Here is a 23,937-nt window from a genome sequence, read left to right as displayed (position 1 = left end):
GCTCGCGACTGCGGGGCTCGCAGACCCGGCTCACTCCTCGCGCTCACGGGGCCGCTCTCTGCTCGCGACTGCGGGGCTCGCAAGATCGGCTCACTCCTCGCGCTCACGGGCGACCGTCCTGCTCGATGCTCGGGAACAGGCCGCTGCGGTGCCGGGCCCGCTCGACCTCGACGGCGGCCCAGCGCAGCGCCGCACCGGCGTTGGCGGCGGGACGCTCGGCCTCGGTGCGGCTCAGGTAGCGCTCGGCCTCCTCGGCCAGCAGCTTGCCGACCCGGTCGAGCAGGTCGACGCGGGCCTTGCGGGCCAGGTTGCGGACCGCCTGGTCGCCGAAGATCGCCTGAAGCACCGTCTGCCCGGCCACCGCCGTACCGGTGCCCGCAGCCACCTCCAGGCCGGTGGGGATGAACGCGGTGGAGGCGAACACGCCGATCATGACGGCGAGGCCGGTGGCGTTCACCGCGTACGCGGCCGTCCGGGCCACGAACCGCCGGTCGCCGCCCTCGACCCGGACCAGCTCCAGCACGCCGCGCTGCCAGTCGCGGACCAACTGCTCGGCCCGCTCCGGCAGGTCCGCCGAGGGGTGGGCCAGGTCCGGCTCCAGCAGCGCCGCACCCGCCGGGTGCGCCTTCCAACCGGTGTACGCGTTCTCCGCCGCCTCGGCGGCCACCCCGCGCAGCAGCGTGACGAGCTGGGACTCGATCGCGGTACGCAGTTCCGCGGCCGGAGCGGGCCGCCCGGTGACCGCCTTGACCACCCGGTCGCGCAGCCGCCCGATGCGGGCCTCCAGCCCGCGGAAGAAGTCGCCGGTGCCGATGAACTCCTGCCAGCGCGCCAGCACCTCGCCGCGCAGCAGCCGGCCGTCCCTGAGCCCCTGGTCGACGCTGCGCTCCGCGCTCCGGTACGCGGCCTGGACCCGCTCGTCCAGCGCGTCGGCGGCGCTCACCTGCTCGTCGGCGGCCTCGGCCAGCGCCTCCACCACCGGGTGCAGCGCGGCCAGCGCGCCGTCGAGCGTCTGCCGGACCACCGCGGCGCGGGCCTCGGAGTCGGCGGCGAGCCGGGCGAACCAGTCGCTCAGCGGCGCGGTGATCCGGTCCGGCAGCAGCCCCTGCCCGTCCACCCAGGTCTCCGGCAGCACGAACAGCGGCGAGGCGCCCAGTTCCTGCTCGGCGAGCATCTCGGACAGGTGGGCGGCGACCTCGTCGGCGGCCTCCGGGGGGACCCGGTCCAGGACCATCGCCACGGCGGTGCCCCGGGCGCGGGCGCTGCGCAGCAGTTCCCAGGGGACGGCGTCGGCGTACCGGGCGGCGGTGGTGACGAACAGCCAGAGGTCGGCGGCGGCGAGCAGTTGACCGGCGAGCGCCCGGTTGGCGTCGACCACCGAGTCGATGTCGGGCGCGTCGAGGAAGGCCAGGCCGGGCGGCAGCGCCGGCGCGGTGACCAGGTGCAGGGTGCCCGGCTGCTCGCTGGGCTCGGTGGTACGGGTCAGGCCGGGCAGCAGCTCGCCCTGCCGGAACCAGGCCGCGTCGGTCGGGCTGCACACCAGCACCGGGGAGCGGGTGGTGGGGCGGAGCACGCCCGCCGCGCTGACCCGAGCCTGGACCAGGCTGTTGACGAGTGTCGACTTGCCGGCGCCGGTGGAGCCGCCGACGACCACCAGGAGCGGGGCGTCGAGCCGGGCGAGCCGGGGCAGCAGGTAGTCGTCGAGCTGGTCGGTGAGGCTGGTGGCGGCGTGCCGGGCCGGCTCGGCCGAGGGAAGGGTGAGCGGAAAGCGGGCCGCGTCGATCGCCGCGCGCAGGCCGGTGAGCGCGGCGGGCAGGCCGTCGGCGGCGTGAGCAGGCTGGTCGTCGCCCGTGGTGGGCCCGGTGCGGGCTGCGACGGCGGGCGCGCCGGCACGGGTGGCGGAATCGCCATGCGTCGTCACCGCTAAAGCGTGCCCGACCGACGCAAGGTAAGACAACCGGACAGTAGTAACGGTCGGGTTGCGCCGGGTCGGCTCAACCCCGACTTGCGGATTGGCGATCGCGTGGCACTATTGAGTCAAGTTCACTCAACTTATGGTGCGGTCGCTTACCGGCGACCCGCCGGGCAGGCCGTCTGACCTGCTCACCCGTTACGAAGCGAGGAAGCGAACATGGCACGTGCGGTCGGCATCGACCTCGGCACGACGAACTCCTGCGTCAGCGTTCTCGAGGGCGGTGAGCCCACCGTCATCGCCAACGCCGAGGGCTCGCGTACGACTCCCTCGATCGTCGCGTTCGCCCGCAACGGCGAGGTGCTCGTCGGTGAGGTCGCCAAGCGCCAGGCGGTGACCAACCCCGACCGGACCATCCGGTCGGTCAAGCGTGAGATCGGCACCAACTGGACCGTCGACATCGACGGCAAGAAGTACACCCCGCAGGAGATCTCGGCGCGCACGCTGATGAAGCTCAAGCGGGACGCCGAGGCGTACCTGGGCGAGCAGATCACCGACGCGGTGATCACCGTCCCGGCCTACTTCAACGACGGGCAGCGCCAGGCCACCAAGGAGGCCGGTGAGATCGCCGGCTTCAACGTGCTGCGGATCGTGAACGAGCCGACCGCGGCGGCCCTGGCGTACGGCCTGGACAAGGGCTCCAAGGAGCAGACCGTCCTGGTCTTCGACCTCGGTGGCGGCACCTTCGACGTGTCGCTGCTGGAGCTGGCCGAGGGCGTGGTGGAGGTCAAGTCCACCAGCGGTGACAACCAGCTCGGTGGTGACGACTGGGACCAGCGCATCATCGACCACCTGGTGAAGACGTTCCGCGGCGAGCACGGCATCGACCTCTCGCAGGACAAGATGGCCATGCAGCGGCTCAAGGAGGCCGCCGAGAAGGCCAAGATCGAGCTGTCCGCCGCCACCACCAGCAACATCAACCTGCCGTACATCACGGCCGGTTCGGCCGGCCCGCTGCACCTGGACGTGACGCTCAGCCGCGCCGAGTTCCAGCGCATGACGCAGGACCTGCTGGACCGCTGCAAGGGCCCGTTCGAGCAGGCCGTCAAGGACGCCGGCATCAAGATCTCCGACGTCGACCACGTCATCCTGGTCGGCGGCTCGACCCGGATGCCGGCCGTGACCGACCTGGTCAAGCAGCTCACCGGCCGCGACCCGAACAAGGGCGTCAACCCGGACGAGGTCGTCGCCGTCGGCGCCGCCCTCCAGGCCGGCGTGCTCAAGGGCGAGGTCAAGGACGTCCTGCTGCTCGACGTGACTCCGCTGAGCCTGGGCATCGAGACCAAGGGCGGCATCTTCACCAAGCTCATCGAGCGCAACACCACCATCCCGACCAAGCGCTCCGAGGTCTTCACCACGGCCGACGACAACCAGCCGTCGGTGCTGATCCAGGTGTTCCAGGGCGAGCGGGACATCGCCGCCTACAACAAGAAGCTCGGCACCTTCGAGCTGACCGGTCTCCCGCCGGCCCCGCGCGGCGTGCCGCAGATCGAGGTCACGTTCGACATCGACGCCAACGGCATCGTGAACGTGCACGCCAAGGATCTGGGCACCGGCAAGGAGCAGAAGATGACGATCACCGGCGGCTCCTCGCTGCCGAAGGACGACATCGAGCGCATGCGCCGGGACGCCGAGGAGCACGCCGACGAGGACAAGCGCCGCCGTGAGGAGGCCGAGACCCGCAACGTGGCCGAGGCGCTCCAGTGGCAGACCGAGAAGTTCCTCGCCGAGAGTGGCGACAAGCTGCCCGGCGAGAACCGCGACCAGCTCAACGAGGCGCTCGGCGAGCTGCGCAGCGCCCTCGGCGGGCAGGACATCGAGAAGATCAAGTCCGCGCACGAGAAGCTGGCGCAGGTCTCCCAGCAGGCGGGCTCGCTGCTCTACGCCCAGCAGCAGGAGGGCGAGCAGACCGCACCGGGTGCGGCCGGGTCGGGTGCCGGCGCCGGTGCCGGTGCGGCCGGTGGCCCGAAGGCCGGTGGCGACGACGACGTGGTCGACGCGGAGATCGTGGACGAGGACAAGAAGTGACATCCGGTCCCGGACACGATTCGCACGGCAGAGGGATGAGGTAACCGCATGACGGACAAGCCACGAGCGGCCGACCCGGGTGCCACCGGGTCGGCGCCGGGTGCCGGCAAGGACACCGGCGACGAACCCCGGGTCGTCATCCGCGACAAGCGCAAGCTCGGCAAGGTGACCGAGCAGCCGGCGAACGACGCCTCGGCGGCCGACGCGGCCGCCGACGCGCCCGCCGAAGGGCTGGTCGAGGAGGCCGAGGTCGTGGTCGACGAGATCGGCGGCGAGGCCGAGGTCAGCGGTCCGGCCGTGGTCGACTCGCCCGCCGAGCCGAACGGCGGGACCGGCACGGACACGCCGCTCGGCGCCGAGCTGGAGTCGCTCCGCACCGACCTGGAGGAGCGCACCCGCGACCTCCAGCGGGTGACTGCGGAGTACGCCAACTACCGCAAGCGGGTCGACCGGGACCGCAACCTGGTGCAGGAGCAGGCCACCGGGGCGGTGCTCACCGCGCTGCTGCCGATCCTCGACGACCTGGACCGGGCCCGCGAGCACGGCGACCTGGTGGGCCCGTTCGGCAGTGTGGCCGAGCAGCTCACCGGCGCGCTGGCCAAGTTCGGCCTGACCGCGTTCGGCGAGAAGGGCGACCCGTTCGACCCGACCCGGCACGAGGCGGTGGCGCACCAGACCTCCGCCGACGTGACGGAGCCGACCTGCGTACAGGTCATGCGCCGTGGTTACCAGCTGGGCGAGCGGCTGCTGCGGCCCGCCATGGTCGCGGTCGCGGACCCGGAGTAGTGCCGACCCGTGACGTCCCGCCCGCCCGCACCGGGCGGGCGGGGCGACCGGGGTTCGACCCGTGGAAGGGGGTGGACCGGTGAGTTCCAAGGACTGGATCGAGAAGGACTACTACGCCGCGTTGGGCGTGGACAAGTCCGCCTCCTCGGACGAGATCAAGAAGGCGTACCGCAAGTTGGCCCGGGAGTCGCACCCGGACCACAACCCCGGCGACACCGGTGCCGAGGAGCGGTTCAAGACCGTCTCCGAGGCGTACGCGGTGCTCGGTGACGAGAAGAAGCGCCGCGAGTACGACGAGATGCGCTCGCTGTTCGGCTCCGGCGCCTTCCGGCGCAGCGCCCGCGGCGCGGGCCAGCCGGGCGGCATGCCGTTCGACGTCTCCGACCTGTTCGGCGGCGGCGCCGGGGGTGGCGACAACCGGTTCAGCGGCGGCGGCTTCACCGACCTGTTCAGCTCGATCTTCTCCGGTGGCGGGGGCGGCGGTGGCCCGGCGCGTCCGCGCGGCCCGGCCCGCGGCCGGGACGTCGAGACCGAGGTGGCGCTCGACTTCGACGACGCGGTACGCGGCGTCACGCTGCCGCTGACGCTGCGCGCACCAGGCGTCTGCGACACCTGCCACGGCAACGGCGCGAAGCCCGGCACCCAGCCGGTGGCCTGCCCGGTCTGCCACGGCGCCGGCGTGACGACCCGCAACCAGGGGTCGTTCAGCTTCTCCGAGCCGTGCCGCAACTGCCAGGGCGTCGGCACCGTCGTCGAGGAGAAGTGCCCGGAGTGCCACGGCACCGGCGGTGTCACCAAGACCCGCACGCTCCACGTGCGCTTCCCCGCCGGGGTGGCCGACGGGCAGCGGATCCGCCTGGCCGGCCGGGGTGAGCCCGGCGAGCGGGGCGGTCCGGCGGGCGACCTGTTCGTGCAGGTGAAGGTCCGCCCGGACGAGCTGTTCGGGCGCACCGGGGACGACCTGACCCTGACCGTCCCGATCACGTACGCCGAGGCGGTTCTCGGCACGGACCTGCGCGTGCCGACCCTGGACGGGACGGTGACCCTGCGGGTGCCACCGGGTACGCCCAGCGGGCGGGTGCTGCGTGCCCGCGGCAAGGGCGTCGTACGCAAGGACGGCCGCGCCGGTGACCTGCTGGTCACGCTCGACGTGGTGGTCCCGGCGAAGGTCTCGGACGAGGCGCGGGCGGCGCTGGAGACCTTCGCGGCGCAGACTCCGCCCGCCGCGCGGGAACATCTCGACGCGCGGGTACGTCGATTCAGTTGACGGCGGCACCGGAGGTGAGCGGGCATGTCGGAGGAGTACGTCGGCTCGGGTGACCCGGCCTACGAGGCCAAGGTCTTGATGATCTCGGTGGCCGCGCGGATGGCGGGGATGCACCCCCAGACGCTGCGCCAGTACGACCGGCTGGGCCTGGTGCAGGCCGGGCGGGCGTCCGGCGGCGGTCGCCGGTACAGCGTCCGGGACGTGGTGCTGCTCCGCGAGGTGCAGCGGCTCAGCCAGGACGACGGGATCAACCTGGCCGGGGTCAAGCGGATCATCGGGTTGGAGCGGCTGCTCGAAGAGGCGCAGCAGCGGGTGGCCCGGCTGGAGGCGGAACTGGACGCCGCGTACCGGCGGATCGCCGAGCTGGAGTCACTCGGCGGCTTCCCCCGCGGTGACCTGGTGCCCACCAACCGCACGTCCACCGCGCTCGTCGTCTGGCGTCCGCGCCGCGCTCCCGACCGCTGACCTCGTACCGGAAGGCCGGCGCGCCCCGCTCCCCCGGGGCCGCGCCGGCCTTCGTCGTTCCCCGGGCGGTTCGCCCGCCCGGGTCGGGGAAAGCCGGGGTACGGCAGAGCGGGGTCGACTAGGCTTTCCGCAGGGGCAAAAAGCCTCATAGCGGACTCCGGGCTGGCGGGGGGAGCCATGACGGAACCGGCGAAGAAGGTGGCCGAGCGCGCGGAGGAACGGCTGGAGAAGGTGGCCGAGAACGTCCGCGAGCGGTTCGACCGGGTCACCGAGGGACGCTTCAGCGACAAGGTCAAGGAAGGGCGCTTCGCCGACCAGACGGACCACGGTGTGGACCGGGCGCGGGACGACGAGCGGCGCAAGAAGCAGGGCGGGTCGACCTAGACGATCTGCCGACGTGCGGGCCGGGATCCACGGGGGATCCCGGCCCGTTCGTGTCCCGAGGGGCGAGCGGGACCACGCACCCGCCCTCGCGGTCGATCATGAAGTTGGCGGCGACAAACCGGACACCAAACACCGCCAAGTTCATGATCGACCAGGACGGTCGGTCGAGGTGGCTGGGCTACGCCTGATCCCGGCGTCAGAGGCGGCGGTTCTCGCGGACCAGGCCGCCCTCGCACCAGTCCCGGTAGACGAAGAGGTCCGGCCGGGCGAGCAGCACCCGGCTGTTGTGCGCCCAGTTGCGCATCAGGTCGTCGCCGGACTTCTCGGCCTGCTCGACCAGCTTGCGGAACCGGCGCTTGGGGTGGGCGCGGAAGTTCGTCCGGATGCCGTCGGCGGCGTAGATGTAGAGGCAGTGCAGCGCGAACCGCCGCGCCGGGCAGCCCTGGTCCATCGCCAGATCGAACAGCGTCTGCACCAGGTGGTCACCGGCGACCAGCAGATCCCAGTCCGGCGGCATCGAGGTCAGCGGCACCGAATCCGGCTGATACGCCCACGACCGAAGCTCGGCGGGCGAGGGATCGACCGGGTTGGCGAAGCCGCGGAACGTCTCTTCCTGCACGCTCACCGGCCGACCTTCCGCTTGCGCTGGCGGGGGCGCAGGCCACCCGCGGACCCTGGCTGCTGGGCCGAAACGTTAACGCGGTCGGACGGAGCAGGGGTAGACCTTCCCGGGATCAATTTGACAACGCCGGGCCGGATCTGCCCTCGGCTGATCCGGCCCGGCACCGGTCAGTCGCCGGAGCCCAGGGGCAGTGGCGCCGGCGGCCGTGCGGCGGCGGCGCGGGTGCGCAGCCACTGCTTGAACCACCGGGTGTCGGGCAGCCGGGCCAGCAGCGGCCCGGTCACCACCGTGATCAACACGTACGCGGTGGCGAGCGCGGCGAGCTTCGGCTCCACCGGGTAGACGGCCGCGACGGCCAGCCCGGCGATGACGATGGAGAACTCGCCGCGCGGGGTCAGCGCCAGGCCGGCCCGCCAGCGTCCGGGCTCGGCGATCCCGACCCGGCGGGCGGCCAGGTAGCCGGTCGCCACCTTCGTCGCCATGGTCACCACGGCGAGCAGCAGCGCGGGCAGCAGCACCGGCGGCATGTCCAGCGGGTTGGTGACCAGCCCGAAGAACACGAAGAAGACCGCGGCGAACAGGTCACGCAGCGGGGAGAGCAGCTCGGTGGCGTGGTGCGCCACCGGCCCGGACAACGCGATGCCCACCAGGAACGCGCCGACCGCCGCCGACACCTGGAGCTTGGCCGCGACGCCCGCCACCAGCAGGGTCAGGCCGAGCACCCCGAGCAGCAGCGCCTCCGGATCCTTGGCGGAGAGCGCGGCGGAGATCAGGTGGCCGTACCGGATCGCCACGGCCAGCACCACGACGACGGTGAACACCGCGATGGCGAGCGCGATGCCGCCCTTCATCAGGCCGACCCCGGCGAGCAGCGCGGTGACCAGCGGAAGATAGAGGGCCATCGCCAGGTCCTCGATCACCAGGACGGACAGGATCACCGGCGTCTCCCGGTTACCGACCCGGCCCAGGTCACCGAGCACCTTGGCGATCACGCCGGACGACGACACCCACGTGACGCCCGCGAGCACCACCGCCGCCACCCAGCCCCAGCCGAGCAGGAGCGCGAAGGCGAACCCGGGCAGCGCGTTGAACACCGCGTCGATCACGCCGGCCGGCGCGGCGGACCGGAGGTTGCCCACCAGTTCGTTGGCGCTGTACTCCAGGCCGAGCATGACCAGCAGCAGGATCACGCCGATCTCCGCGCCGACCGCGAAGAACTCCTCGCTGGCGTTGAGCGGCAGCAGCCCACCGTGCCCGAACGCCAGGCCGGCGAGCAGGTACAGCGGGATGGGCGAGACGCCGAAGCGACGGCTCAGCCGGCCGAGCAGGCCGAGCAGGAGCAGCAGCGCACCGACCTCGATGAGCAGGATTGTGGTTTCGTGCATACGCGTCAGCCGTCCGGATCGGTCTCGGCGAGGATCGCGGTCACGCCGTCGAGCCCCTGACGGGTACCGACCACGACGACCACATCGCCGGCTTCGAACCGGAAGGTGGGATCGGGCGAGACGTTCACGGCGCCCTGACGCAGCACGGCCACGATCGACGCGCTGGTCCGGGTGCGTGCCTTGGTGTCCGCGAGCCGCCTGCCGACGTACTTCGACCCCGCCGGCATGGCGATCTGCTCGGTCAGCAGCCCGGCGGCCTGCTCGCGCAGACCGGAGAGCTGACCCAGCATCAGCGACGCGCCGAGGATGTCGGCGAGCGCCTCCGCCTCGTCGTCGGTCAGGGGTATGTCGTGTTGGCAGGAGTCGGGATCGTCCGGGTCGTAGAGGACCAGGTCGCGACGGCCATTGCGGTGGGAGACCACGCCGAGCCGGCGGCCGGACTCCGTCATCAGATCATGACGTACGCCGATCCCGGGCAGGGCGGTCTGTTCGACACGTACTCGCACGCCGGTGAGGCTACTCCCGGCGCGCACCTGCCGCGTCCGGGGTGGATCGGGCGCCCGGTGGTGCGGGATCAGGGGGCGTCGTCGCGAGCGGTGACATAGGTGCCCTTGCCCTGATGCCCCTCGACCAGACCTTCGGCTTGAAGGATCAACAGCGCCGAGCGGACCGGCTCCGCGGACACCTGGTAGTGCGCGATCAGCTCACGCAGGGAGGGGAGTTTGTCGCCAGGGCCGTACTCACCCGAAGCGATCTTGTCTCTGATGTCCTGCGCGATTCTCTGACGATCCGAAACTCGGGGCATGGCGGCAACTCCTGGTAGGCCCCAAGATCTTCCCACGAGTCGGACCGGTCAGCCAACACTTCGCGTGCTAAGCATGCTCACTCCTTGTCATGCAATGCTTTGCATTGTATGTTCCTCGTGCGGATGCCTTCGGCAGAACGCCTGGTAGGCAAACCGGCCCTCCGGTTGGCACCCGTGGTCGGCGCGACTGGTCGTGCGCGGCCAGTCGTGTCGCCTCACCCGTCTCCTTTGGCCTGGAAGAAGGGGCAGCGTCGTGCGCAATCTCCTGCGAATACGTCCGAAGCGGCGGAAGGCGGGCCCGCCCAACTCCGCGCCGGTCGGCGCCTACCGCTCCGCGTCGTACCTTCCGCTGCGGCCCTGGCAGGTGCGGGGCCGCCGCTTCACGACGTGCCGTCGAGGGCTGGACCCCGCCGAGGTCGCCGCGTTCCTCGATCGCGTCGCCGGGGATCTCGCCGCCGCGTACGCCGAAGTCGCCCGGAGCCGGGACGAGACGGCGCGGATCAAGGGTGCGTTGCGTGAGTGGCAGTCCCGGCAGGCCCCGTCGATGCGCGACCTGGCCGGGCGGCCGTGACCGGGCGGTACGTGATCCATCTGCCGGTGCGTGCGGCTGACCTGGCCCGGGCGAAGATGCTCGGTCGCACCGCCGGGCGGTCGTTGGCGTTCCTCGCGGTGGTGGAGCTGGGCGGGATCACCGTCTCGGCCGAGGACGACCAGGCCGTACGCCACTGGGTGTTCTGCGACCGCAAGCTGGACGGCGGCCGGCGTTGCGTGCTGCGCGCCGACCACGAGACTCCTTGCCTCGCGCGCCTTCCACGTCGCTGAGATCTTGGTACGAAAGGGCCCCTGGAGGGGCCGTTTGCTACCAAGATCTACTCGCGCGGCAGCGGGCAGTGACTCAGGTCACAGGGGTGGACTTGAGCGGAATAGACTCAACTCTGGTTGTGTCATGTCCAGTGGACACGCCGATCCGGGGGAGCCCATGAACACGGAACGTCTCACCACCAAGAGCCGCGAGGCCATCACCGGTGCCGTCGCGCTGGCGAACCAGCGCGGTCACGCCACCGTGGAGCCCTGGCACCTGCTGCTGTCACTGCTGGACACCGAAGGCTCGACCGCCGCGGGCCTGCTGCGCGCCGTCGGGGCCGACCCCGCCGAGCTGCGCCGCGTCGCCCAGCGGTCGGTCGACGCGCTGCCCGCCGCCCGCGGGTCGAGCATCGCCGAGCCGACCCTGGCCCGCGAGTTCGTCAACGCCATCGGCGCCGCCGAGCAGATCGCGCGGCCGCTGGGCGACGAGTACACCTCCACCGAGCACCTGCTGGCCGGGCTGGCCCGGGTCGGCGGCGCGGTCTCGGTCGCGCTGAAGAACTCCGGCGCCACCGAGGAGAACCTGGTCGCCGCGTTCCCGACCGTCCGGGGCGGCGACCGCCGGGTCACCACCGCCGACCCGGAGCAGACCTACCAGGCCCTCGCCAAGTACGGCGTGGATCTCACCGCCAGCGCCCGCGACGGCAAGATCGACCCGGTGATCGGCCGGGACTCGGAGATCCGCCGGGTGATCCAGGTGCTGTCCCGGCGTACCAAGAACAACCCGGTGCTGATCGGCGAGCCGGGCGTCGGCAAGACCGCGATCGTGGAGGGCCTGGCCCAGCGCATCGTGGCCGGCGACGTGCCGGAGTCGCTGCGGGACAAGAAGCTCGTCTCGCTCGACCTCGGCGCGATGGTCGCCGGCGCGTCGTACCGCGGTCAGTTCGAGGAGCGGCTGAAGTCCGTGCTGGAGGAGATCAAGAACTCCGACGGCCAGGTCATCACGTTCCTCGACGAACTGCACACCGTGGTCGGCGCCGGCAAGGGCGAGGGCTCCATGGACGCCGGCAACATGCTCAAGCCGATGCTGGCGCGCGGTGAGCTGCGGATGGTCGGCGCGACCACGCTCGACGAGTACCGCGAGCACATCGAGAAGGACCCGGCCCTGGAGCGCCGCTTCCAGCCGGTGCTGGTCGGCGAGCCGACCATCGAGGACACCATCGGCATCCTGCGTGGGCTCAAGGAGCGCTACGAGGTGCACCACGGCGTACGGATCACCGACGCCGCGCTGGTCGCCGCCGCCGCGCTCTCCGACCGGTACATCACCGACCGGTTCCTGCCGGACAAGGCGATCGACCTGGTCGACGAGTCCGCGTCCCGGCTGCGCATGGAGATCGACTCGCGCCCGGTCGAGGTGGACGAGATCGAGCGGGCGGTACGCCGGCTGGAGATCGAGGAGATGGCGCTGGCGAAGGAGCCGGACGCCGCGTCCGCCGAGCGCCTGGAGCGGCTGCGCAAGGAGCTGGCCGACAAGCGCGAGCAGCTCACCGCGCTGTCCGAGCGCTGGCAGACCGAGAAGAGCCACATCACCAAGCTCTCCACCGCCAAGGAGGAGCTGGAGCGCCTCGGCGGCGAGGCCGAGCGGGCCGAGCGCGACGGCGAGCTGGAACGCGCCGCCGAGCTGCGGTACGGCCGGATCCCCGCGCTGCGGACCGAGCTGAAGCAGGCCGAGGAGGAACTGGCCCGGCTCCAGGCCGACGGCGCGATGCTCAAGGAGGAGGTCGGCGCGGACGACATCGCCGCCGTGGTCGCCTCCTGGACCGGCATCCCCGCCGGGCGGCTGCTCGAAGGCGAGACCGCCAAGCTGCTGCGGATGGAGGAGTCGCTGCGGGCCCGCGTGGTCGGCCAGGCCGAGGCGGTGGGCGCTGTCTCCGACGCGGTACGCCGCGCCCGGGCCGGCGTCGCCGACCCGGACCGCCCGACCGGCAGCTTCCTGTTCCTCGGCCCGACCGGTGTCGGCAAGACCGAGCTGGCAAAGGCGCTCGCCGAGTTCCTCTTCGACGACGAGCGGGCCATGGTCCGCATCGACATGAGCGAGTACGGCGAGAAGCACTCGGTGGCCCGCCTGGTCGGTGCCCCGCCCGGGTACGTCGGCTACGAGGAGGGCGGCCAGCTCACCGAGGCGGTACGCCGCCGGCCGTACTCGGTGATTTTGCTGGACGAGGTGGAGAAGGCCCACCCCGACGTCTTCGACGTGCTGCTCCAGGTGCTCGACGACGGCCGGCTCACCGACGGTCAGGGCCGTACCGTGGACTTCCGCAACGCGATCCTGATCCTCACCTCGAACCTGGGCTCGTCGGTGATCAGCGACCTGACGCTCACCGAGAACGAGCGCCGGGAGGGTGTGCTCGCGGTGGTCCGGTCGCACTTCAAGCCGGAGTTCCTCAATCGGCTCGACGACATCGTGGTGTTCGCCGCGCTCCAGGGCGAGGACCTGCGGTCGATCGTGGACATCCAGCTCGACCGGATGCGAACCCGTCTTGCGGACCGCCGGCTGGGCCTGGAGATCACCGACGCGGCCCGCACGTGGCTGGCCGAGCACGGGTACGACCCGATCTACGGCGCCCGCCCGCTGCGCCGGCTGGTGCAGTCGGCGATCGGCGACCAGCTCGCCAAGGCGCTGCTGGCCGGTGAGATCCGCGACGGCGACACGGTCCGCGTCGACCTGTCCGACTCCAAGGAGTCCCTGGCGGTCACCGCCGCCTGACCCGTACCACCCCGCGAAGGCCCGGCCGTCCCGGCCGGGCCTTCGCCGTTCCCGGCCGCGCCGGCAGGCGTGCCGTGGGTGCTGCGTGCCGTGGGTGTTAACAAGGGGCCCTTCCTCTACCGGAGGCGTTAATAGGGGGCCCTTCCTTGTGGTTGGAGGGGGTGGTGGGGTGGGCACATAGTGGGGCATGAGCGGGAGCTGGGAACGGGAACTGGACGCGGCGGCGCGGGAACTCGACGACGCGGACACCCTCGCCTTCGGCGGGGTGGGACTGGCGGGGCAGATCCTGCCCGCGACCGAGGCGTACCGGACGCTGGAGCAGGGGCTGCGGGAGCACCCGGAGGCGGCCCGCAAGCGGGTCGACAGGTTGCTCCGCAAGGGCTCCCCGGCCGGGCGGGCCTACGCGGCGACACTGCTGGAAACGGTCGACCCGGCCGCCGGGCGGGACGCCTGGGCGCGGCTGCGCGGCGACGACGGCGAGTTCACCACGTTCTCCGGCTGCCTCATGGGCCGCGCCACGCTGGGCGAATACGCCGCCGACCGGCTCGCCGGTGCCGAAGGTAGCTGAGCGCACACTCAGCGAACAGGACTTCAGAAGGCGTGCGTGCGGTTGTTACCGTTCCCGCCGAGCGCGTTGGGGGAGGCGGTAGTGAACGGTTCGTTGGCGTACGTGGTGACCACGCTGGGGTGCCTCGTCGGGGTGGCCGGTGTGGTGATCGCCGTGATCGCGGTACGGAAGTCCCGGTCGGCGTCCGGCCCGAAGACGAAGGCGGCGCCGGGTGACCCGTTCCGGGACCGGGACGCCGACGCGCTGCGTGGCGACCCGCGCGCCCTCAAGCCCGGTGACATCGTCGAGATCCGCTCGGTGCCGTACACCGTGCGCGGCTCGGTGCACCTGGTCGAGGGCGGCTGGAGCTGGGCGGAGCACCTGCTCGACGACGCGGGCGGGGTGAAGCGCTGGCTGTCCGTCGAGTCCGACCCGGACCTGGAGATGGTGCTCTGGACCAGCGAGCCGGGGGCCACCGTGACGCCCGGCGCCCCGACGCTGGAGATGGCCGGCCGCCGCTACAACTGGGACGAGTCGGGCCAGGCCCGCTACACCGCGACCGAGGGCACCGGCCTCGACCCGCACGGCACCATGCGCTACCACGACTACCAGGCGCCCGGCGGCGCACGGCTGTCGTTCGAGGCGTACGGGGAGGCCGGCTGGGAGGTCAACCTCGGCGAGGAGTTGCGTCGCGCTGAGGTGATGATCTACCCGCAGGGCGGCCCGGAGACGGTGCGCTGACGTGCTCGTCTGTCTGGACGCGCCGTACGTCGACACCAGCGCCGCCGATCTGAGCCTGGCCCTGGGCGGCCCGGAGCTGCCGGCGCTCGCCGTACGCGACATCGACCTGCCCGGCCTGCCCCGGCTGCGGCTGCGCCTGCTCGGCGCCTCCCACCAGGTGATGCTCGGCACGCTCACCGAGACGGTCGCCTGCCTGCCCGGCCGCCCGCCGCACCTTCCGGGCACGCTGCACGACGAGACGGCCGGCTACCGGTTCCTCGCCACCGTGCTCCGGCCGGAGGGCGACGGCCTGCGCACCCGGGTCGCGGCGCTGCGCGCCGAGCTGGCCGAGGACCCGTACGCGCTGATCGGCGTCTTCCCCGGCGACGAGGACGCGGTCACCGCGCTCTCCGTGCGGCCCGGCCCGCCGGACGGCGCGCTCGCCTGGCGCACCTGGCACGCCTACCCGCAGACGAATGAGCTGGTCCTGACCGAGACGGTGGTGGAGGAGCTGTGACGTACCGACGGTGGTTCGTGGTGGGCGTGGCGGTCGCCGTCATCGGCGCGCTCATCGCCGCCTTCACGATCTTCTACGGCAACTTCTCGCCCCGCGGCTACGTGGAGGACAACTTCTCCCGAGCCACCGGGCGGGACATCGGCTCGAACGCGATCGCGTACACCTCGAACAAGGCGCCGAGCGACGTGTCCAAGCAGATCACCGACGCCTGGAAGCCGGCCGACCAGTACGTCGACGGCAGCGGCGTCTACCTGCGCTACGACGACGACTCGGTGGTGATCCTCCCGCTCGCCGTCGGCTCGGTGATCCTGCTGGAGCGGATGACCACCGCCTACCCCCGGTACCACAGCGTCGTCGGCAACAGCTGGGGCTGGGGCCGAGGCAGCACGGTCCGGGGCGGCGGCCCCGGTTCCGGCAAGTAGCCCCTCCGACCCCCTCAACCTGGAGTCTCCTGTGCAGCATCTCGTCACCGACCTGCTGGTCACCCTCGCCTACGGCGCGGTCGGCGTCGTCCTGATGGCGATCGGCTACGTCCTGGTCGACCTGGCCACCCCCGGCAAGCTCCACGAGCTGATCTGGACCGAGCGCAACCGCAACGCGGCGCTGCTGCTCTCGTCGAACCTGCTCGGTGTGGGCACGATCGTGGTCGCCGCGATCGTCGCGAGCGACGACGACTTCACGCTGGGGCTGGTCGGCGCCGCCGCGTACGGCATCCTCGGTCTGGTGATCATGGCGGCGGCGTTCGTGCTGCTCGACGTGGCCACCCCGGGCAAGCTCGGTGAGCTGCTCGTGGATCCGGAGCCGCACCCGGCGGTGTGGGTCTCCGCCACCGTGCACCTCGCCACCGGTGCGATCATCGCGGCCGCGATCATCTGATGAGCGGAAAGCCCGCACAGCATTCGGCGGGGAAGGACAAGCGCACCCAGACGGTGATCTGGTCCGTGGTCGTGGGGGTCGTGGTAGTCGTCTGCGCCATCGGCGCGTTCAGCGGCGACTCGGACACCTCCGTCCCCGCGCCGGCCGCCGACGAGCGCTCCGGCACCGTGCCGATCCTCCGGGCCGCCGCCGACAGCCAGGGCATCTGCTACGGCTGGGAACTGCTCGACGTGTACGACGAGGTGAGCGTCGGCTCCAACCTCGGCGACGGCACCACAGTCGTCGACGCTCCCGGCTGCGCGCGCTGGATCGCGGTCTCCGCGAACGTCAGGTACACCTCGTCCAGCAGCGAGTCGGAGGACTCCGCCACGATCCGGATCAAGGGCTCGGACGACATCGAGTTCGCCGACCTCGCCGCGATCGAGACCCGGCTGGGCCGCTTCGGGCTGGACGAGGACGCGTTCGTCGACGACCCGGGCTGGGCCGTCACCCGGGCCGCCACGATCCTGCCGCTGCTCGCCGCCGAGCGCGGGCTCGCCGAGCCGGCCGCGACGCCCACCGCCGCGCCGTCGACGGCCGCAGCGCCGCTGCCGGACGCCGGAAACGACTTCTGGCGGGACCGCTGGATCTACGTCCTCAGCTCGGTCGGCCTGTTCCTGCTCGCCGCGCTGTTCCTCGCCGTGGGCGTGCGCCAGCGTCGCAACCACCGGGTACGGGTGCCCGCGCAGCGCCCCGGGGCGGGAGCCGCCGGACGTACCCGGAGCAGACGGTGACCGCCGACGTGGCCGCACGGCCGCGGTGGCGCCTGGCCCGCTCGGCGGTCCTGCTCGCGGTCTTCGTGTGCGCGGCCTGCGGCCTGGTGTACGAGCTGGCGCTGGTCGCGCTCGGCAGCTACCTGATCGGCGACACGGTCGGCCAGGCGTCGATCGTGCTCGGCGTGATGGTGTTCGCGATGGGTGTCGGCGCGCTGGTGGCGAAGCCGTTGCAGTCCCGGGCGGTGGTCTCGTTCGCGGTGATCGAGCTGACGCTGGCGCTGCTCGGCGGCCTGTCGGTGCTCGGCCTCTACGCCGCGTTCGCCTGGCTCGACCTGTACGGCCCGGCGCTCGTCGGCACCGCGTTCGTGCTCGGCCTGCTGATCGGCGCGGAGATCCCGCTGCTGATGGTGATGCTGCAACGCATCCGGGAGCAGTCCGCGGGCAGCGCGGTGGCCGACCTGTTCGCCGCCGACTACGTGGGCGCGCTGCTCGGCGGGCTGGCATTCCCGTTCCTGCTGATCCCGGTCTTCGGCCAGCTCAAGGGCGCGCTCGTGGTGGGCGCGGTGAACGCGGTCGCCGGTGTGGTGCTCGTCTTCACCGTGTTCCGCGCCGAACTCGGCCGCCGGGCGCGGGCCGCGCTGGGCGCGGCCACCGTCGTGGTCGGCCTGCTCCTCGGGTACGCGTGGGTGACCGCCCACGACTTCGAGGTGACCGCGCGTCAGCAGCTCTACCGCGATCCGGTCGTGCACGCCGAGCGCAGCCGCTACCAGGAGATCGTGCTGACCCGTTCGGTGCGCGAGCCCGGCCACTCCGACACCGACCTGCGGCTGTTCCTCAACGGCGACCTCCAGTTCAGCTCGATCGACGAGTATCGCTACCACGAGGCGCTCGTGCACCCGGCGATGCGCGGGGCGCACGGCGACGTGCTGGTGCTCGGCGCCGGGGACGGGCTGGCCGCGCGGGAGCTCCTCAAGTACCCGGACGTGCGCTCGGTGACGCTCGTCGACCTCGACCCGGCAGTGGTCGAGCTGGCCCGCCGCGAGCCGCAGCTGCGCGTGCTGAACCGGGAGTCGCTCACCGACCCCCGGGTACGGGTGCTCAACCTGGACGCGTTCGCGTGGCTGCGTACCGCCACGGACCGCTTCGACGTGGTGATCGCCGACCTGCCCGACCCGGACGAGACGGCCACCGCGAAGCTCTACACGATCGAGTTCTACACGCTGATCCGGCCGGTGCTGGCCCCCGGCGGGCGGCTCGTCGTGCAGTCCGGGTCGCCCTACTTCGCGCCCCGGTCGTACTGGTCGATCGAGCGGTCGATCCGCGAGGCGGGCTTCGCCACCGTGCCGTACCACGTCGACGTCCCGAGCTTCGGCGACTGGGGGTTCGTGCTCGCCGCGCCGGGTGACGTCGCGCCCGAACTGGCGCTGCCGGACGATCCGCCGCCGCTGCGTTTCCTCACCCCGGCGGTGCTGGCCGCCGCCGGCACGTTCCCCGCCGACCGGGCCCGGATCGACGTACCGGCCTCCACGCTGTTGCGCCCGAGGGTGCTGGACTACGCCCGCGAGGAGTGGCGCGGCTACTAGGTTTCGGGACATGCCACCCGAATCGTCGGCGCGACACCGACCGGGGTTCGGCTGGCTGGTCCGCCGGCTGCCGACCCGGGCGGTCGAGGCGGCCTCCTCCCTCCAGGCGTTCGTGCTCTCCGGCGTGGTCACCGTGCTGGCCGTGCGGGCGTACCTGAAGGCCACCGACTATCCACAGCTCGGCGGCGGCGGGCTGCACATCGCGCACGTGCTCTGGGGCGGCCTGCTGCTCGCCGTCGGCCTGGGCATCCCGCTCGTCTTCCTCGGTGGCGGCGCCCGCAGCGGCGGGGCGGTGATCGGCGGCATCGGGTTCGGACTGTTCATCGACGAGGTGGGCAAGTTCGTCACCACCGGCACCGACTACTTCTACGCTCCCGCCGCCGCCATCATCTACGTCGCGTTCGCGCTGCTGGTCCTGCTCACCCAGGCGGTACGCGGGCGCACCGGCCGGTCCCGGCTGACCCCCGCCGAGCGCACCGCGAACGCGCTGGACATGGTGCTCAGCGGCCTGCCGGGCGGACTGACCGACCGCCGCCGGATCGCCGTGCTGCGGCTCGTGCAGGGCACCGGACCGGCCACCGAGACGGCGGTGGCGCACCTCCTGGACGCGGTGCCCCGCCGGGAACCACCGCCGGTGCCGCTCTGGCAGCGGGCGGCGGACCGGGCCCGGCGCCTCGCCGTCTGGGCGGCCGGCCGCCGCTGGCTGGTCTGGCCGGTGGTGGTCTACCTGGTGGTGGAGCCGGTCCTCACGGTGGTGGCCGTGTTCCTCGACGGCGTGACCGGGAAGCTGGACCAGGAACGGGAGTGGGGCGCGGTGCTCGGCGTCAGCGCCACCGCGCTCGTCACCGCCGTGCTCGGCCTGTGGGCCGCCTGGCTGCTGCGCCGCAACCGGGCCGAGGCGTTCCGTCTGTTCAAGCTGGCGCTGCTCGTCGACCTGCTGTTCGGGCAGGTCTTCAACTTCACGGTGAACCAGTTCGGTGCCGTCTCCGCCGTCGCTCTCGATCTCGCGCTGCTCGGTGTGGTCACCGCCGAGCACCGCCGGTTGCGGCGCGCCGCCGAGAGGTGAGCGGTTCCGGCGTGCTGAGCTGGTCGAAGATCGCTACGGTGGGCATCTGATCCAGGAAGGGAGAATCATGGTCGATGCTTCGGGCACCCCGCCCCGCACGCGCCCCGGCGTGGTGACGCTCTCCAGTTGGCTGCTCATCCTCGTCGCCGCGATCCAGGTGCTGAACCTGATCGTGGCGCTGGCCGTCGTCGGCAAGATCCGCGATGTTCTCACCGACGCCTACGCGGGTACCTCGGCCGAGTCGGCCGCCGACATCGCGTACGCGTTCAGCATCATCACGGCGATCCTGTCGCTGGTGATCGCGGCCGGCCTCGTCGTCCTCGCGCTGTTGAACAACCGGGGCAAGAACGGCTCCCGGATCACCACCTGGGTACTGGGCGGCATCCTGTTCTGCTGCACCGGCGGCGGGTTGCTGACCGGTCTCGGCGGTGGCATGACGGGCGGCGGCAACACCACCGGCGACGTGCCCAGCTCCGAGGAGATCCAGCGCCGGCTGGAGGACGCGCTGCCGTCCTGGTACACCCCGGTCAACCTGCTGCTGGGTCTGGTCGCGCTGCTCGCCCTGCTGGCCGCGCTGATTCTGCTGGCGCTGCCGCAGGCGAACGAGTTCTTCCGCAAGCCCAAGGCCGGCTGGGAGCCGCCGGTGCCCGGTGGCGCCTACCCGGCGTACCCGTCGCAACCGGGCCAGTCGGGAGACCCGGCGTACCCGTCGTACCCGCCGGCACCCGGTGGTCAGCCGCCGTCCGCCGGTGGTCAGCCGCCGTCCGCGCCGGGCGGTCAGCCGGGTGAGCGCCGCGATCCGGAGCCGCCATCCGGAAGTTGACGTCCGGATTGCAGCGACGCCGACGATCCCTCCGAGTAGGTTGCAAGCCGACGCCTACCGGAGGGATCAGTCGTGTCGTACCCCGAACGGGCCGCACCCCGCCGGCCGGGCACTGTCGTCGCCGCGGCGGCGCTGCTGCTGGCGATGGCGGTCGGTGCCGTGGCGTACGCGGTGGTCAACCTGGCCGTCGGCGGCGGCACGGTGGACCGGTTCCGGGACGCGGCGGCGGAGCGGACCGGCGCGAGCGGCGGCGACATCGACCAGGTGGCCGGCCTGCTGCGCGGCTCCACAGTGCTGGCCGCCGTGCTCGGCGTGCTCGCCGGGCTGCTGCTCGCCGGGCTCGCGCTCGGCCTGCTCGCCGGACGTTCGGGGGCCCGCACGGCGACCTGGGTGGTCGCCGGGACCGGCCTGCTCTGCGGTTGCTGCGGACTGGCGGTGCTGGTCGGCCAGCGCGCCGCCCCGCTGCGGCTCGGCGCGGACGACCGGATCACCGCCGAGTTGCTGGGACTGGTCGGCGACGCTTATCCGTCCTGGTGGATCCCGGTGAACGCGACGCTGTCGGTGGCGCAGATCCTCGGCTACCTGGTGGTCGCCGTGCTGCTCACGCTGCCGCCGTCCGGCGCGTTCCTGCGCCGCCGTACCGCGCCGCTGCGGTTGTCCGGCTACGGCGCGACCGTCTCCGGCGCGGCCGCCCCCGGGCCGACGCCCTGGGGACCGCCGCCCGGTCTGAACCCGCCCCCGTCCGTCCCGCCCGCGCCCCCGCCGGGTGGGTTCCCGCCACCTCCGGAGGACCGCCGATGACCGGTGACACCGACCCCTCCCGGCGCCGTGCCCTGGTCACCGGCGCCAGTCTCGGCATCGGCGAGGCGTTCGCCCGCCGGCTGGCCGCGGACGGCTGGGATCTCGTCCTGGTGGCCCGGGACGCCGCCCGGCTGGACGCGCTGGCGGCCGAGCTGACCGGCCGGCACGGCGGCGACGTGGAGACGATCGCCGCCGATCTGTCCACCGAGGACGGCTGCGCGGCTGCGGAACAGCGGCTGACCGCCGGTACGCCGATCGAGCTGCTCGTCAACAACGCCGGCATCAGTCTGAACACGTCGTTCGTCCGGTCGTCGGTGGCGGACGAGGCGCGGCTGGTGCGGCTCAACGTGCTCGCGGTGCTGCGTCTGACCCACGCCGCCCTGGGTCCGATGACCGAACGAGGGCACGGGGCAGTGATTAATGTCTCTTCCGTTGCGGGCTTCGGTGTCCCCATGCCGGGATCCACGTACTCGGCCAGCAAGGCGTGGGTGACGAATTTCAGTGAATCGATCGGCCAGTCCGTCGCGCCGCTGGGTGTGCGCGTGATGGCGCTCTGTCCCGGCTACACGCGAACCGGAAATCACGAACGCGCGGGCATCGACATGTCGCGCCTGCCCGCCTGGGCCTGGCTGCGCGCCGACGATGTGGTCGCCGAAGGGCTCCGTGACCTGCATAAAGGTAAGTTCGTGAGTGTTCCGGACTGGAAGTACAAGGTGGCGGTGGCCGGGCTGCGGCACGCGCCGAAGCGGCTGCTGCGCGGCTTCCGGCGGGACACCCGGGGGGCGGTCGGTCGTCAGCGCGGCTGACCGGCGGAGGTACGCACCCGAGCCGGTTCGGTGGCCGGCCGGGATGGACGGTCGCACAGCGTAGCCGCTCATCGCCACCCGTCGGTCGCCCGCAGGGTTGACCAGGGCGGACCCGAAACACGGCGCTCAGACTTGCGAAGTACGCTCTGGGGCCATGGGCGACCACGACGACCTGCGCAAATTCATCACTGACCTTGCTGTGGTGCACGGCCGGGTGGTGCTCTCGTCGGGCCGCGAGGCGGACTGGTACGTGGACCTGCGCCGCGTCACGCTCCATCACGAGGCGGCCCCGTTGATCGGTCGGGTCATGCGTGACCTCACCGCCGACTGGGCGTACGACGCGGTCGGCGGCCTGACCCTGGGTGCCGATCCGGTGGCCGCCGCCATGCTGCACGCCTCGGCGGGCACCGGCCGCGCGGTCGACGCCTTCGTCGTCCGCAAGGAGGGCAAGGCCCACGGTCTCCAGCGCCGGATCGAGGGACCGGACGTCTCCGGGCGACGGGTGCTCGCGGTCGAGGACACCTCCACCACCGGTGGAAGTGTGTTGACGGCCGTCGAGGCATTGCGTGAGGCAGGGGCCGAGGTGGTGGGTGTGGCGGTTATTGTTGATCGAGGTGCCGGCGACGCGGTGCGAGCCGCCGGATTGCCCTATCGGGCGGCCTATACGTTGGCTGACCTCGGCCTTGTGGCGTAAAAGTTTGCCGATTCGGATCTGCTGATATGCAGGCGGATCGATGCTGCTGGTGGAAGGATGGAATACGTGGGAACTGCGTTGGCTGAAATGACCATGCCTCAGATCTCGCCGCTTGCCGGCGAGCCGATCGAACGCGCCGACGCCGAGCGGCTTGCGGGGGTCCTCAAGGCCCTCGCTGACCCCGCCCGGCTGCGGCTGCTCAGCCTGATCCAGTCGGCTCCCGAGGGGGAGGCGTGCGTGTGTGACCTCACCGCGCCGCTCGGCCTCTCGCAGCCGACGGTCAGCCACCACCTGCGAATCCTCACCGAGGCCGGCTTGCTGGAGCGGGAGAAGCGCGGGGTCTGGGCGTACTACCGGCTGGTGCCGTCCGCGATCGCCACGATCGCGGATCTGCTCACCCCGCCGCGGAAGCGGGCCACGAAGAAGGCTCGCTGAAACCTCCGGGCCGGCCCGACCGAGGGTCGTCCCGACCGGGTTACCGGTGGCGTGCGAGGGGTGGCGCCATCAGCGCACGGTGACTGCTGTCGTCGTCCGTGTGACCCGGCTGGAGCAGTGATGTCGAAGGCCGGTCCTCGTCCGAGGGCCGGCCTTCGGCGTCCGTACGACGTGCTCAGCGGTGGTGCTGACCGCCGTGCCCGTCACCGTGCCCGGGGCGGTGCTCCTCGATACCCTCCCGGGCCGCCTCCACAGTGCCGGCCACCGTCGCCGCGGTGATGACCGCGACCGCCTCGCCGCGCTTGCGTGCCCGCCGGTCGCGGAGGAACTCGAAGAAGATCGGCAGCACCGAGATCACGATGATCAGCGCGACCACCGGCAGGATGTACCTGTCGATCTTGTCGCCGATGGCGTCGTAGATCTGCCGGGCCAGCAGGTAGCCGACCAGCAGGATGCCGTCCACCCAGAGGACCGCGCCCACCACGTTCCACACGAAGAACTGGCGGGCGGGCATGCCGAGCACCCCGGCCACCGGGTTGAGGAACGTCCGCACGATCGGGATGAACCGGGCCAGCACCACGGCCTTCGCCGGGCCGAACTTCTGGAAGTAGTACTCCGCCTTCTCCACGTACTCCCGCTTGAACAGCCGGGAGTTGGGCTTCTCGAACATGCGGCGGCCGTACCGGGCGCCGAGCCAGTGCCCGAGCTGGGCGCCGACGATGGCGCAGATCGGACCGCCGATCATCAGGCCGGCCAGGGACAGGCGGGTGCCGTCGCCGAAGATGGCGTCGGCCACCGGCGAGGCGGCCACCCCGGCCAGGAACAGCAGCGAGTCACCGGGGAAGAAGAAGCCGACCAGCAGCCCCGTCTCGGCGAAGAGGATCACCCAGACGCCGATCATGCCGAAGGTGTGGATGAGGTCCTTCGGGTCGAGCGGGTTCAATGCCACGCTCTCGGAGAACATCCGGGTCTTCTCTGCTGTGTCCACGGCCACACAGGGTACCCCGGCCCGGTCCGGCATTTCGGCCG

Annotated in this window: 27 protein-coding genes; 21 read left to right on the top strand and 6 right to left on the bottom strand. The window is 72.0% G+C overall.

Annotated features, from left to right (window positions below):
* Positions 1–103: 103 nt before the first annotated feature.
* Entirely contained in the window at positions 104–1,921 is a 1,818-nt protein-coding gene (locus tag ACPCK6_RS04885; RefSeq protein WP_423480443.1) for a GTPase family protein, read from the bottom strand.
* A 210-nt stretch (positions 1,922–2,131) separates the two neighbouring features.
* Between ACPCK6_RS04885 and dnaK the strand changes: the two genes are divergently transcribed.
* The 5 genes from dnaK (at position 2,132) to ACPCK6_RS04860 (ending at position 6,902) form a co-directional block, all read left to right on the top strand.
* Complete coding sequence (dnaK, locus tag ACPCK6_RS04880) at positions 2,132–4,000, top strand: molecular chaperone DnaK (protein ID WP_423480442.1); 1,869 nt, start codon at positions 2,132–2,134, stop codon at positions 3,998–4,000.
* Positions 4,001–4,048: 48 nt separating this feature from the next.
* Positions 4,049–4,786 carry a nucleotide exchange factor GrpE gene (grpE, locus tag ACPCK6_RS04875; protein WP_396881712.1) on the top strand — a complete coding sequence of 246 codons (738 nt, stop codon included), beginning with the start codon at positions 4,049–4,051 and terminating at the stop codon, positions 4,784–4,786.
* A 79-nt stretch (positions 4,787–4,865) separates the two neighbouring features.
* Entirely contained in the window at positions 4,866–6,053 is a 1,188-nt protein-coding gene (gene dnaJ / locus ACPCK6_RS04870; RefSeq protein ID WP_396881711.1) for a molecular chaperone DnaJ, read from the top strand.
* 24 nt (positions 6,054–6,077) lie between these two features.
* Positions 6,078–6,518, top strand: a complete 441-nt coding sequence (locus ACPCK6_RS04865; protein WP_120572381.1) for a heat shock protein transcriptional repressor HspR — start codon at positions 6,078–6,080, stop codon at positions 6,516–6,518.
* Positions 6,519–6,695: 177 nt separating this feature from the next.
* On the top strand, positions 6,696–6,902 hold the full coding sequence (locus ACPCK6_RS04860; RefSeq protein ID WP_013283368.1) for a hypothetical protein: 207 nt from the start codon (positions 6,696–6,698) through the stop codon (positions 6,900–6,902).
* 196 nt (positions 6,903–7,098) lie between these two features.
* Here the strand turns inward: ACPCK6_RS04860 and ACPCK6_RS04855 are convergent, their stop codons facing one another.
* The 4 genes from ACPCK6_RS04855 to ACPCK6_RS04840 form a co-directional block, all read right to left on the bottom strand.
* Positions 7,099–7,527: a hypothetical protein gene (locus ACPCK6_RS04855; protein ID WP_135242700.1), complete on the bottom strand. Its 429-nt coding sequence runs from the start codon at positions 7,525–7,527 to the stop codon at positions 7,099–7,101.
* Positions 7,528–7,691: 164 nt separating this feature from the next.
* Complete coding sequence (locus tag ACPCK6_RS04850; RefSeq protein ID WP_396881710.1) at positions 7,692–8,909, bottom strand: cation:proton antiporter; 1,218 nt, start codon at positions 8,907–8,909, stop codon at positions 7,692–7,694.
* Positions 8,910–8,914: 5 nt separating this feature from the next.
* Positions 8,915–9,415, bottom strand: a complete 501-nt coding sequence (locus ACPCK6_RS04845; protein WP_013283371.1) for a cation:proton antiporter regulatory subunit — start codon at positions 9,413–9,415, stop codon at positions 8,915–8,917.
* A 68-nt stretch (positions 9,416–9,483) separates the two neighbouring features.
* A complete protein-coding gene (locus ACPCK6_RS04840) occupies positions 9,484–9,714 on the bottom strand; it encodes a winged helix-turn-helix domain-containing protein (RefSeq protein ID WP_120572379.1) in 231 nt (76 codons plus the stop codon).
* A 253-nt stretch (positions 9,715–9,967) separates the two neighbouring features.
* Between ACPCK6_RS04840 and ACPCK6_RS04835 the strand changes: the two genes are divergently transcribed.
* The 16 genes from ACPCK6_RS04835 (at position 9,968) to ACPCK6_RS04760 (ending at position 22,908) form a co-directional block, all read left to right on the top strand.
* Positions 9,968–10,285, top strand: coding sequence for a DivIVA domain-containing protein (locus ACPCK6_RS04835; RefSeq protein WP_423480441.1), 318 nt, complete (start codon positions 9,968–9,970; stop codon positions 10,283–10,285).
* Positions 10,282–10,536: a hypothetical protein gene (locus ACPCK6_RS04830; protein WP_120572377.1), complete on the top strand. Its 255-nt coding sequence runs from the start codon at positions 10,282–10,284 to the stop codon at positions 10,534–10,536. Before ACPCK6_RS04835 ends, ACPCK6_RS04830 begins: the two co-directional genes overlap by 4 nt.
* Before the next feature lie 157 nt (positions 10,537–10,693).
* Positions 10,694–13,285 (top strand): ATP-dependent chaperone ClpB, encoded by a 2,592-nt coding sequence (clpB, locus tag ACPCK6_RS04825; RefSeq protein WP_423480440.1) that lies wholly within the window; start codon positions 10,694–10,696, stop codon positions 13,283–13,285.
* Between the two features lie 187 nt (positions 13,286–13,472).
* Positions 13,473–13,853 carry a hypothetical protein gene (locus ACPCK6_RS04820; protein ID WP_423480439.1) on the top strand — a complete coding sequence of 127 codons (381 nt, stop codon included), beginning with the start codon at positions 13,473–13,475 and terminating at the stop codon, positions 13,851–13,853.
* An 81-nt stretch (positions 13,854–13,934) separates the two neighbouring features.
* Positions 13,935–14,573 carry a DUF4178 domain-containing protein gene (locus tag ACPCK6_RS04815; RefSeq protein WP_423480438.1) on the top strand — a complete coding sequence of 213 codons (639 nt, stop codon included), beginning with the start codon at positions 13,935–13,937 and terminating at the stop codon, positions 14,571–14,573.
* A 1-nt stretch (position 14,574) separates the two neighbouring features.
* Entirely contained in the window at positions 14,575–15,069 is a 495-nt protein-coding gene (locus tag ACPCK6_RS04810; protein WP_396881704.1) for a DUF2617 family protein, read from the top strand.
* Entirely contained in the window at positions 15,066–15,491 is a 426-nt protein-coding gene (locus tag ACPCK6_RS04805) for a DUF4247 domain-containing protein (RefSeq protein WP_135242708.1), read from the top strand. Before ACPCK6_RS04810 ends, ACPCK6_RS04805 begins: the two co-directional genes overlap by 4 nt.
* A gap of 31 nt (positions 15,492–15,522) precedes the next feature.
* Entirely contained in the window at positions 15,523–15,945 is a 423-nt protein-coding gene (locus tag ACPCK6_RS04800; protein ID WP_030269725.1) for a DUF350 domain-containing protein, read from the top strand.
* Positions 15,945–16,718, top strand: a complete 774-nt coding sequence (locus ACPCK6_RS04795; RefSeq protein ID WP_423480437.1) for a hypothetical protein — start codon at positions 15,945–15,947, stop codon at positions 16,716–16,718. Before ACPCK6_RS04800 ends, ACPCK6_RS04795 begins: the two co-directional genes overlap by 1 nt.
* The gene (locus tag ACPCK6_RS04790; protein ID WP_396881702.1) at positions 16,715–18,283 is read left to right on the top strand and encodes a polyamine aminopropyltransferase; all 1,569 of its coding nucleotides are present in this window, start codon (positions 16,715–16,717) and stop codon (positions 18,281–18,283) included. Before ACPCK6_RS04795 ends, ACPCK6_RS04790 begins: the two co-directional genes overlap by 4 nt.
* A gap of 67 nt (positions 18,284–18,350) precedes the next feature.
* Entirely contained in the window at positions 18,351–19,349 is a 999-nt protein-coding gene (locus tag ACPCK6_RS04785; protein ID WP_396881933.1) for a hypothetical protein, read from the top strand.
* Between the two features lie 67 nt (positions 19,350–19,416).
* Complete coding sequence (locus ACPCK6_RS04780) at positions 19,417–20,172, top strand: hypothetical protein (RefSeq protein WP_423480436.1); 756 nt, start codon at positions 19,417–19,419, stop codon at positions 20,170–20,172.
* 72 nt (positions 20,173–20,244) lie between these two features.
* Positions 20,245–20,973, top strand: coding sequence for a hypothetical protein (locus ACPCK6_RS04775; RefSeq protein ID WP_396881700.1), 729 nt, complete (start codon positions 20,245–20,247; stop codon positions 20,971–20,973).
* Positions 20,970–21,779, top strand: a complete 810-nt coding sequence (locus tag ACPCK6_RS04770) for an SDR family NAD(P)-dependent oxidoreductase (RefSeq protein WP_396881699.1) — start codon at positions 20,970–20,972, stop codon at positions 21,777–21,779. Before ACPCK6_RS04775 ends, ACPCK6_RS04770 begins: the two co-directional genes overlap by 4 nt.
* A 154-nt stretch (positions 21,780–21,933) precedes the next feature.
* The gene (gene pyrE / locus ACPCK6_RS04765; protein WP_018785504.1) at positions 21,934–22,473 is read left to right on the top strand and encodes an orotate phosphoribosyltransferase; all 540 of its coding nucleotides are present in this window, start codon (positions 21,934–21,936) and stop codon (positions 22,471–22,473) included.
* A gap of 57 nt (positions 22,474–22,530) precedes the next feature.
* Positions 22,531–22,908 (top strand): ArsR/SmtB family transcription factor, encoded by a 378-nt coding sequence (locus ACPCK6_RS04760; RefSeq protein WP_007454255.1) that lies wholly within the window; start codon positions 22,531–22,533, stop codon positions 22,906–22,908.
* A 175-nt stretch (positions 22,909–23,083) separates the two neighbouring features.
* Here ACPCK6_RS04760 and ACPCK6_RS04755 read toward each other — a convergent pair whose 3' ends face one another.
* Entirely contained in the window at positions 23,084–23,929 is an 846-nt protein-coding gene (locus ACPCK6_RS04755) for a DedA family protein (RefSeq protein ID WP_318331804.1), read from the bottom strand.
* Positions 23,930–23,937: the final 8 nt, after the last annotated feature.

Origin of the sequence: Micromonospora sp. AB353 (genome assembly GCF_049538395.1) — a bacterium.
Classification (GTDB): Bacteria; Actinomycetota; Actinomycetes; order Mycobacteriales; family Micromonosporaceae; genus Micromonospora; species Micromonospora aurantiaca.
This window is presented reverse-complemented; position numbering and strand designations above follow the sequence as displayed.

Excerpts from the sequence above, each read along its gene's own strand:
- dnaK (WP_423480442.1), top strand. The coding sequence starts at position 2,132 with ATGGCACGTGCGGTCGGCATCGACCTCGGCACGACGAACTCCTGCGTC.
- ACPCK6_RS04755 (WP_318331804.1), bottom strand. The coding sequence starts at position 23,929 with ATGCCGGACCGGGCCGGGGTACCCTGTGTGGCCGTGGACACAGCAGAG.
- ACPCK6_RS04780 (WP_423480436.1), top strand. The coding sequence starts at position 19,417 with ATGGTCGATGCTTCGGGCACCCCGCCCCGCACGCGCCCCGGCGTGGTG.
- clpB (WP_423480440.1), top strand. The coding sequence starts at position 10,694 with ATGAACACGGAACGTCTCACCACCAAGAGCCGCGAGGCCATCACCGGT.
- ACPCK6_RS04760 (WP_007454255.1), top strand. The coding sequence starts at position 22,531 with ATGGAATACGTGGGAACTGCGTTGGCTGAAATGACCATGCCTCAGATC.
- ACPCK6_RS04795 (WP_423480437.1), top strand. The coding sequence starts at position 15,945 with ATGAGCGGAAAGCCCGCACAGCATTCGGCGGGGAAGGACAAGCGCACC.
- ACPCK6_RS04840 (WP_120572379.1), bottom strand. The coding sequence starts at position 9,714 with ATGCCCCGAGTTTCGGATCGTCAGAGAATCGCGCAGGACATCAGAGAC.
- pyrE (WP_018785504.1), top strand. The coding sequence starts at position 21,934 with ATGGGCGACCACGACGACCTGCGCAAATTCATCACTGACCTTGCTGTG.
- grpE (WP_396881712.1), top strand. The coding sequence starts at position 4,049 with ATGACGGACAAGCCACGAGCGGCCGACCCGGGTGCCACCGGGTCGGCG.
- ACPCK6_RS04820 (WP_423480439.1), top strand. The coding sequence starts at position 13,473 with ATGAGCGGGAGCTGGGAACGGGAACTGGACGCGGCGGCGCGGGAACTC.
- ACPCK6_RS04865 (WP_120572381.1), top strand. The coding sequence starts at position 6,078 with ATGTCGGAGGAGTACGTCGGCTCGGGTGACCCGGCCTACGAGGCCAAG.
- ACPCK6_RS04850 (WP_396881710.1), bottom strand. The coding sequence starts at position 8,909 with ATGCACGAAACCACAATCCTGCTCATCGAGGTCGGTGCGCTGCTGCTC.
- ACPCK6_RS04860 (WP_013283368.1), top strand. The coding sequence starts at position 6,696 with ATGACGGAACCGGCGAAGAAGGTGGCCGAGCGCGCGGAGGAACGGCTG.
- ACPCK6_RS04770 (WP_396881699.1), top strand. The coding sequence starts at position 20,970 with ATGACCGGTGACACCGACCCCTCCCGGCGCCGTGCCCTGGTCACCGGC.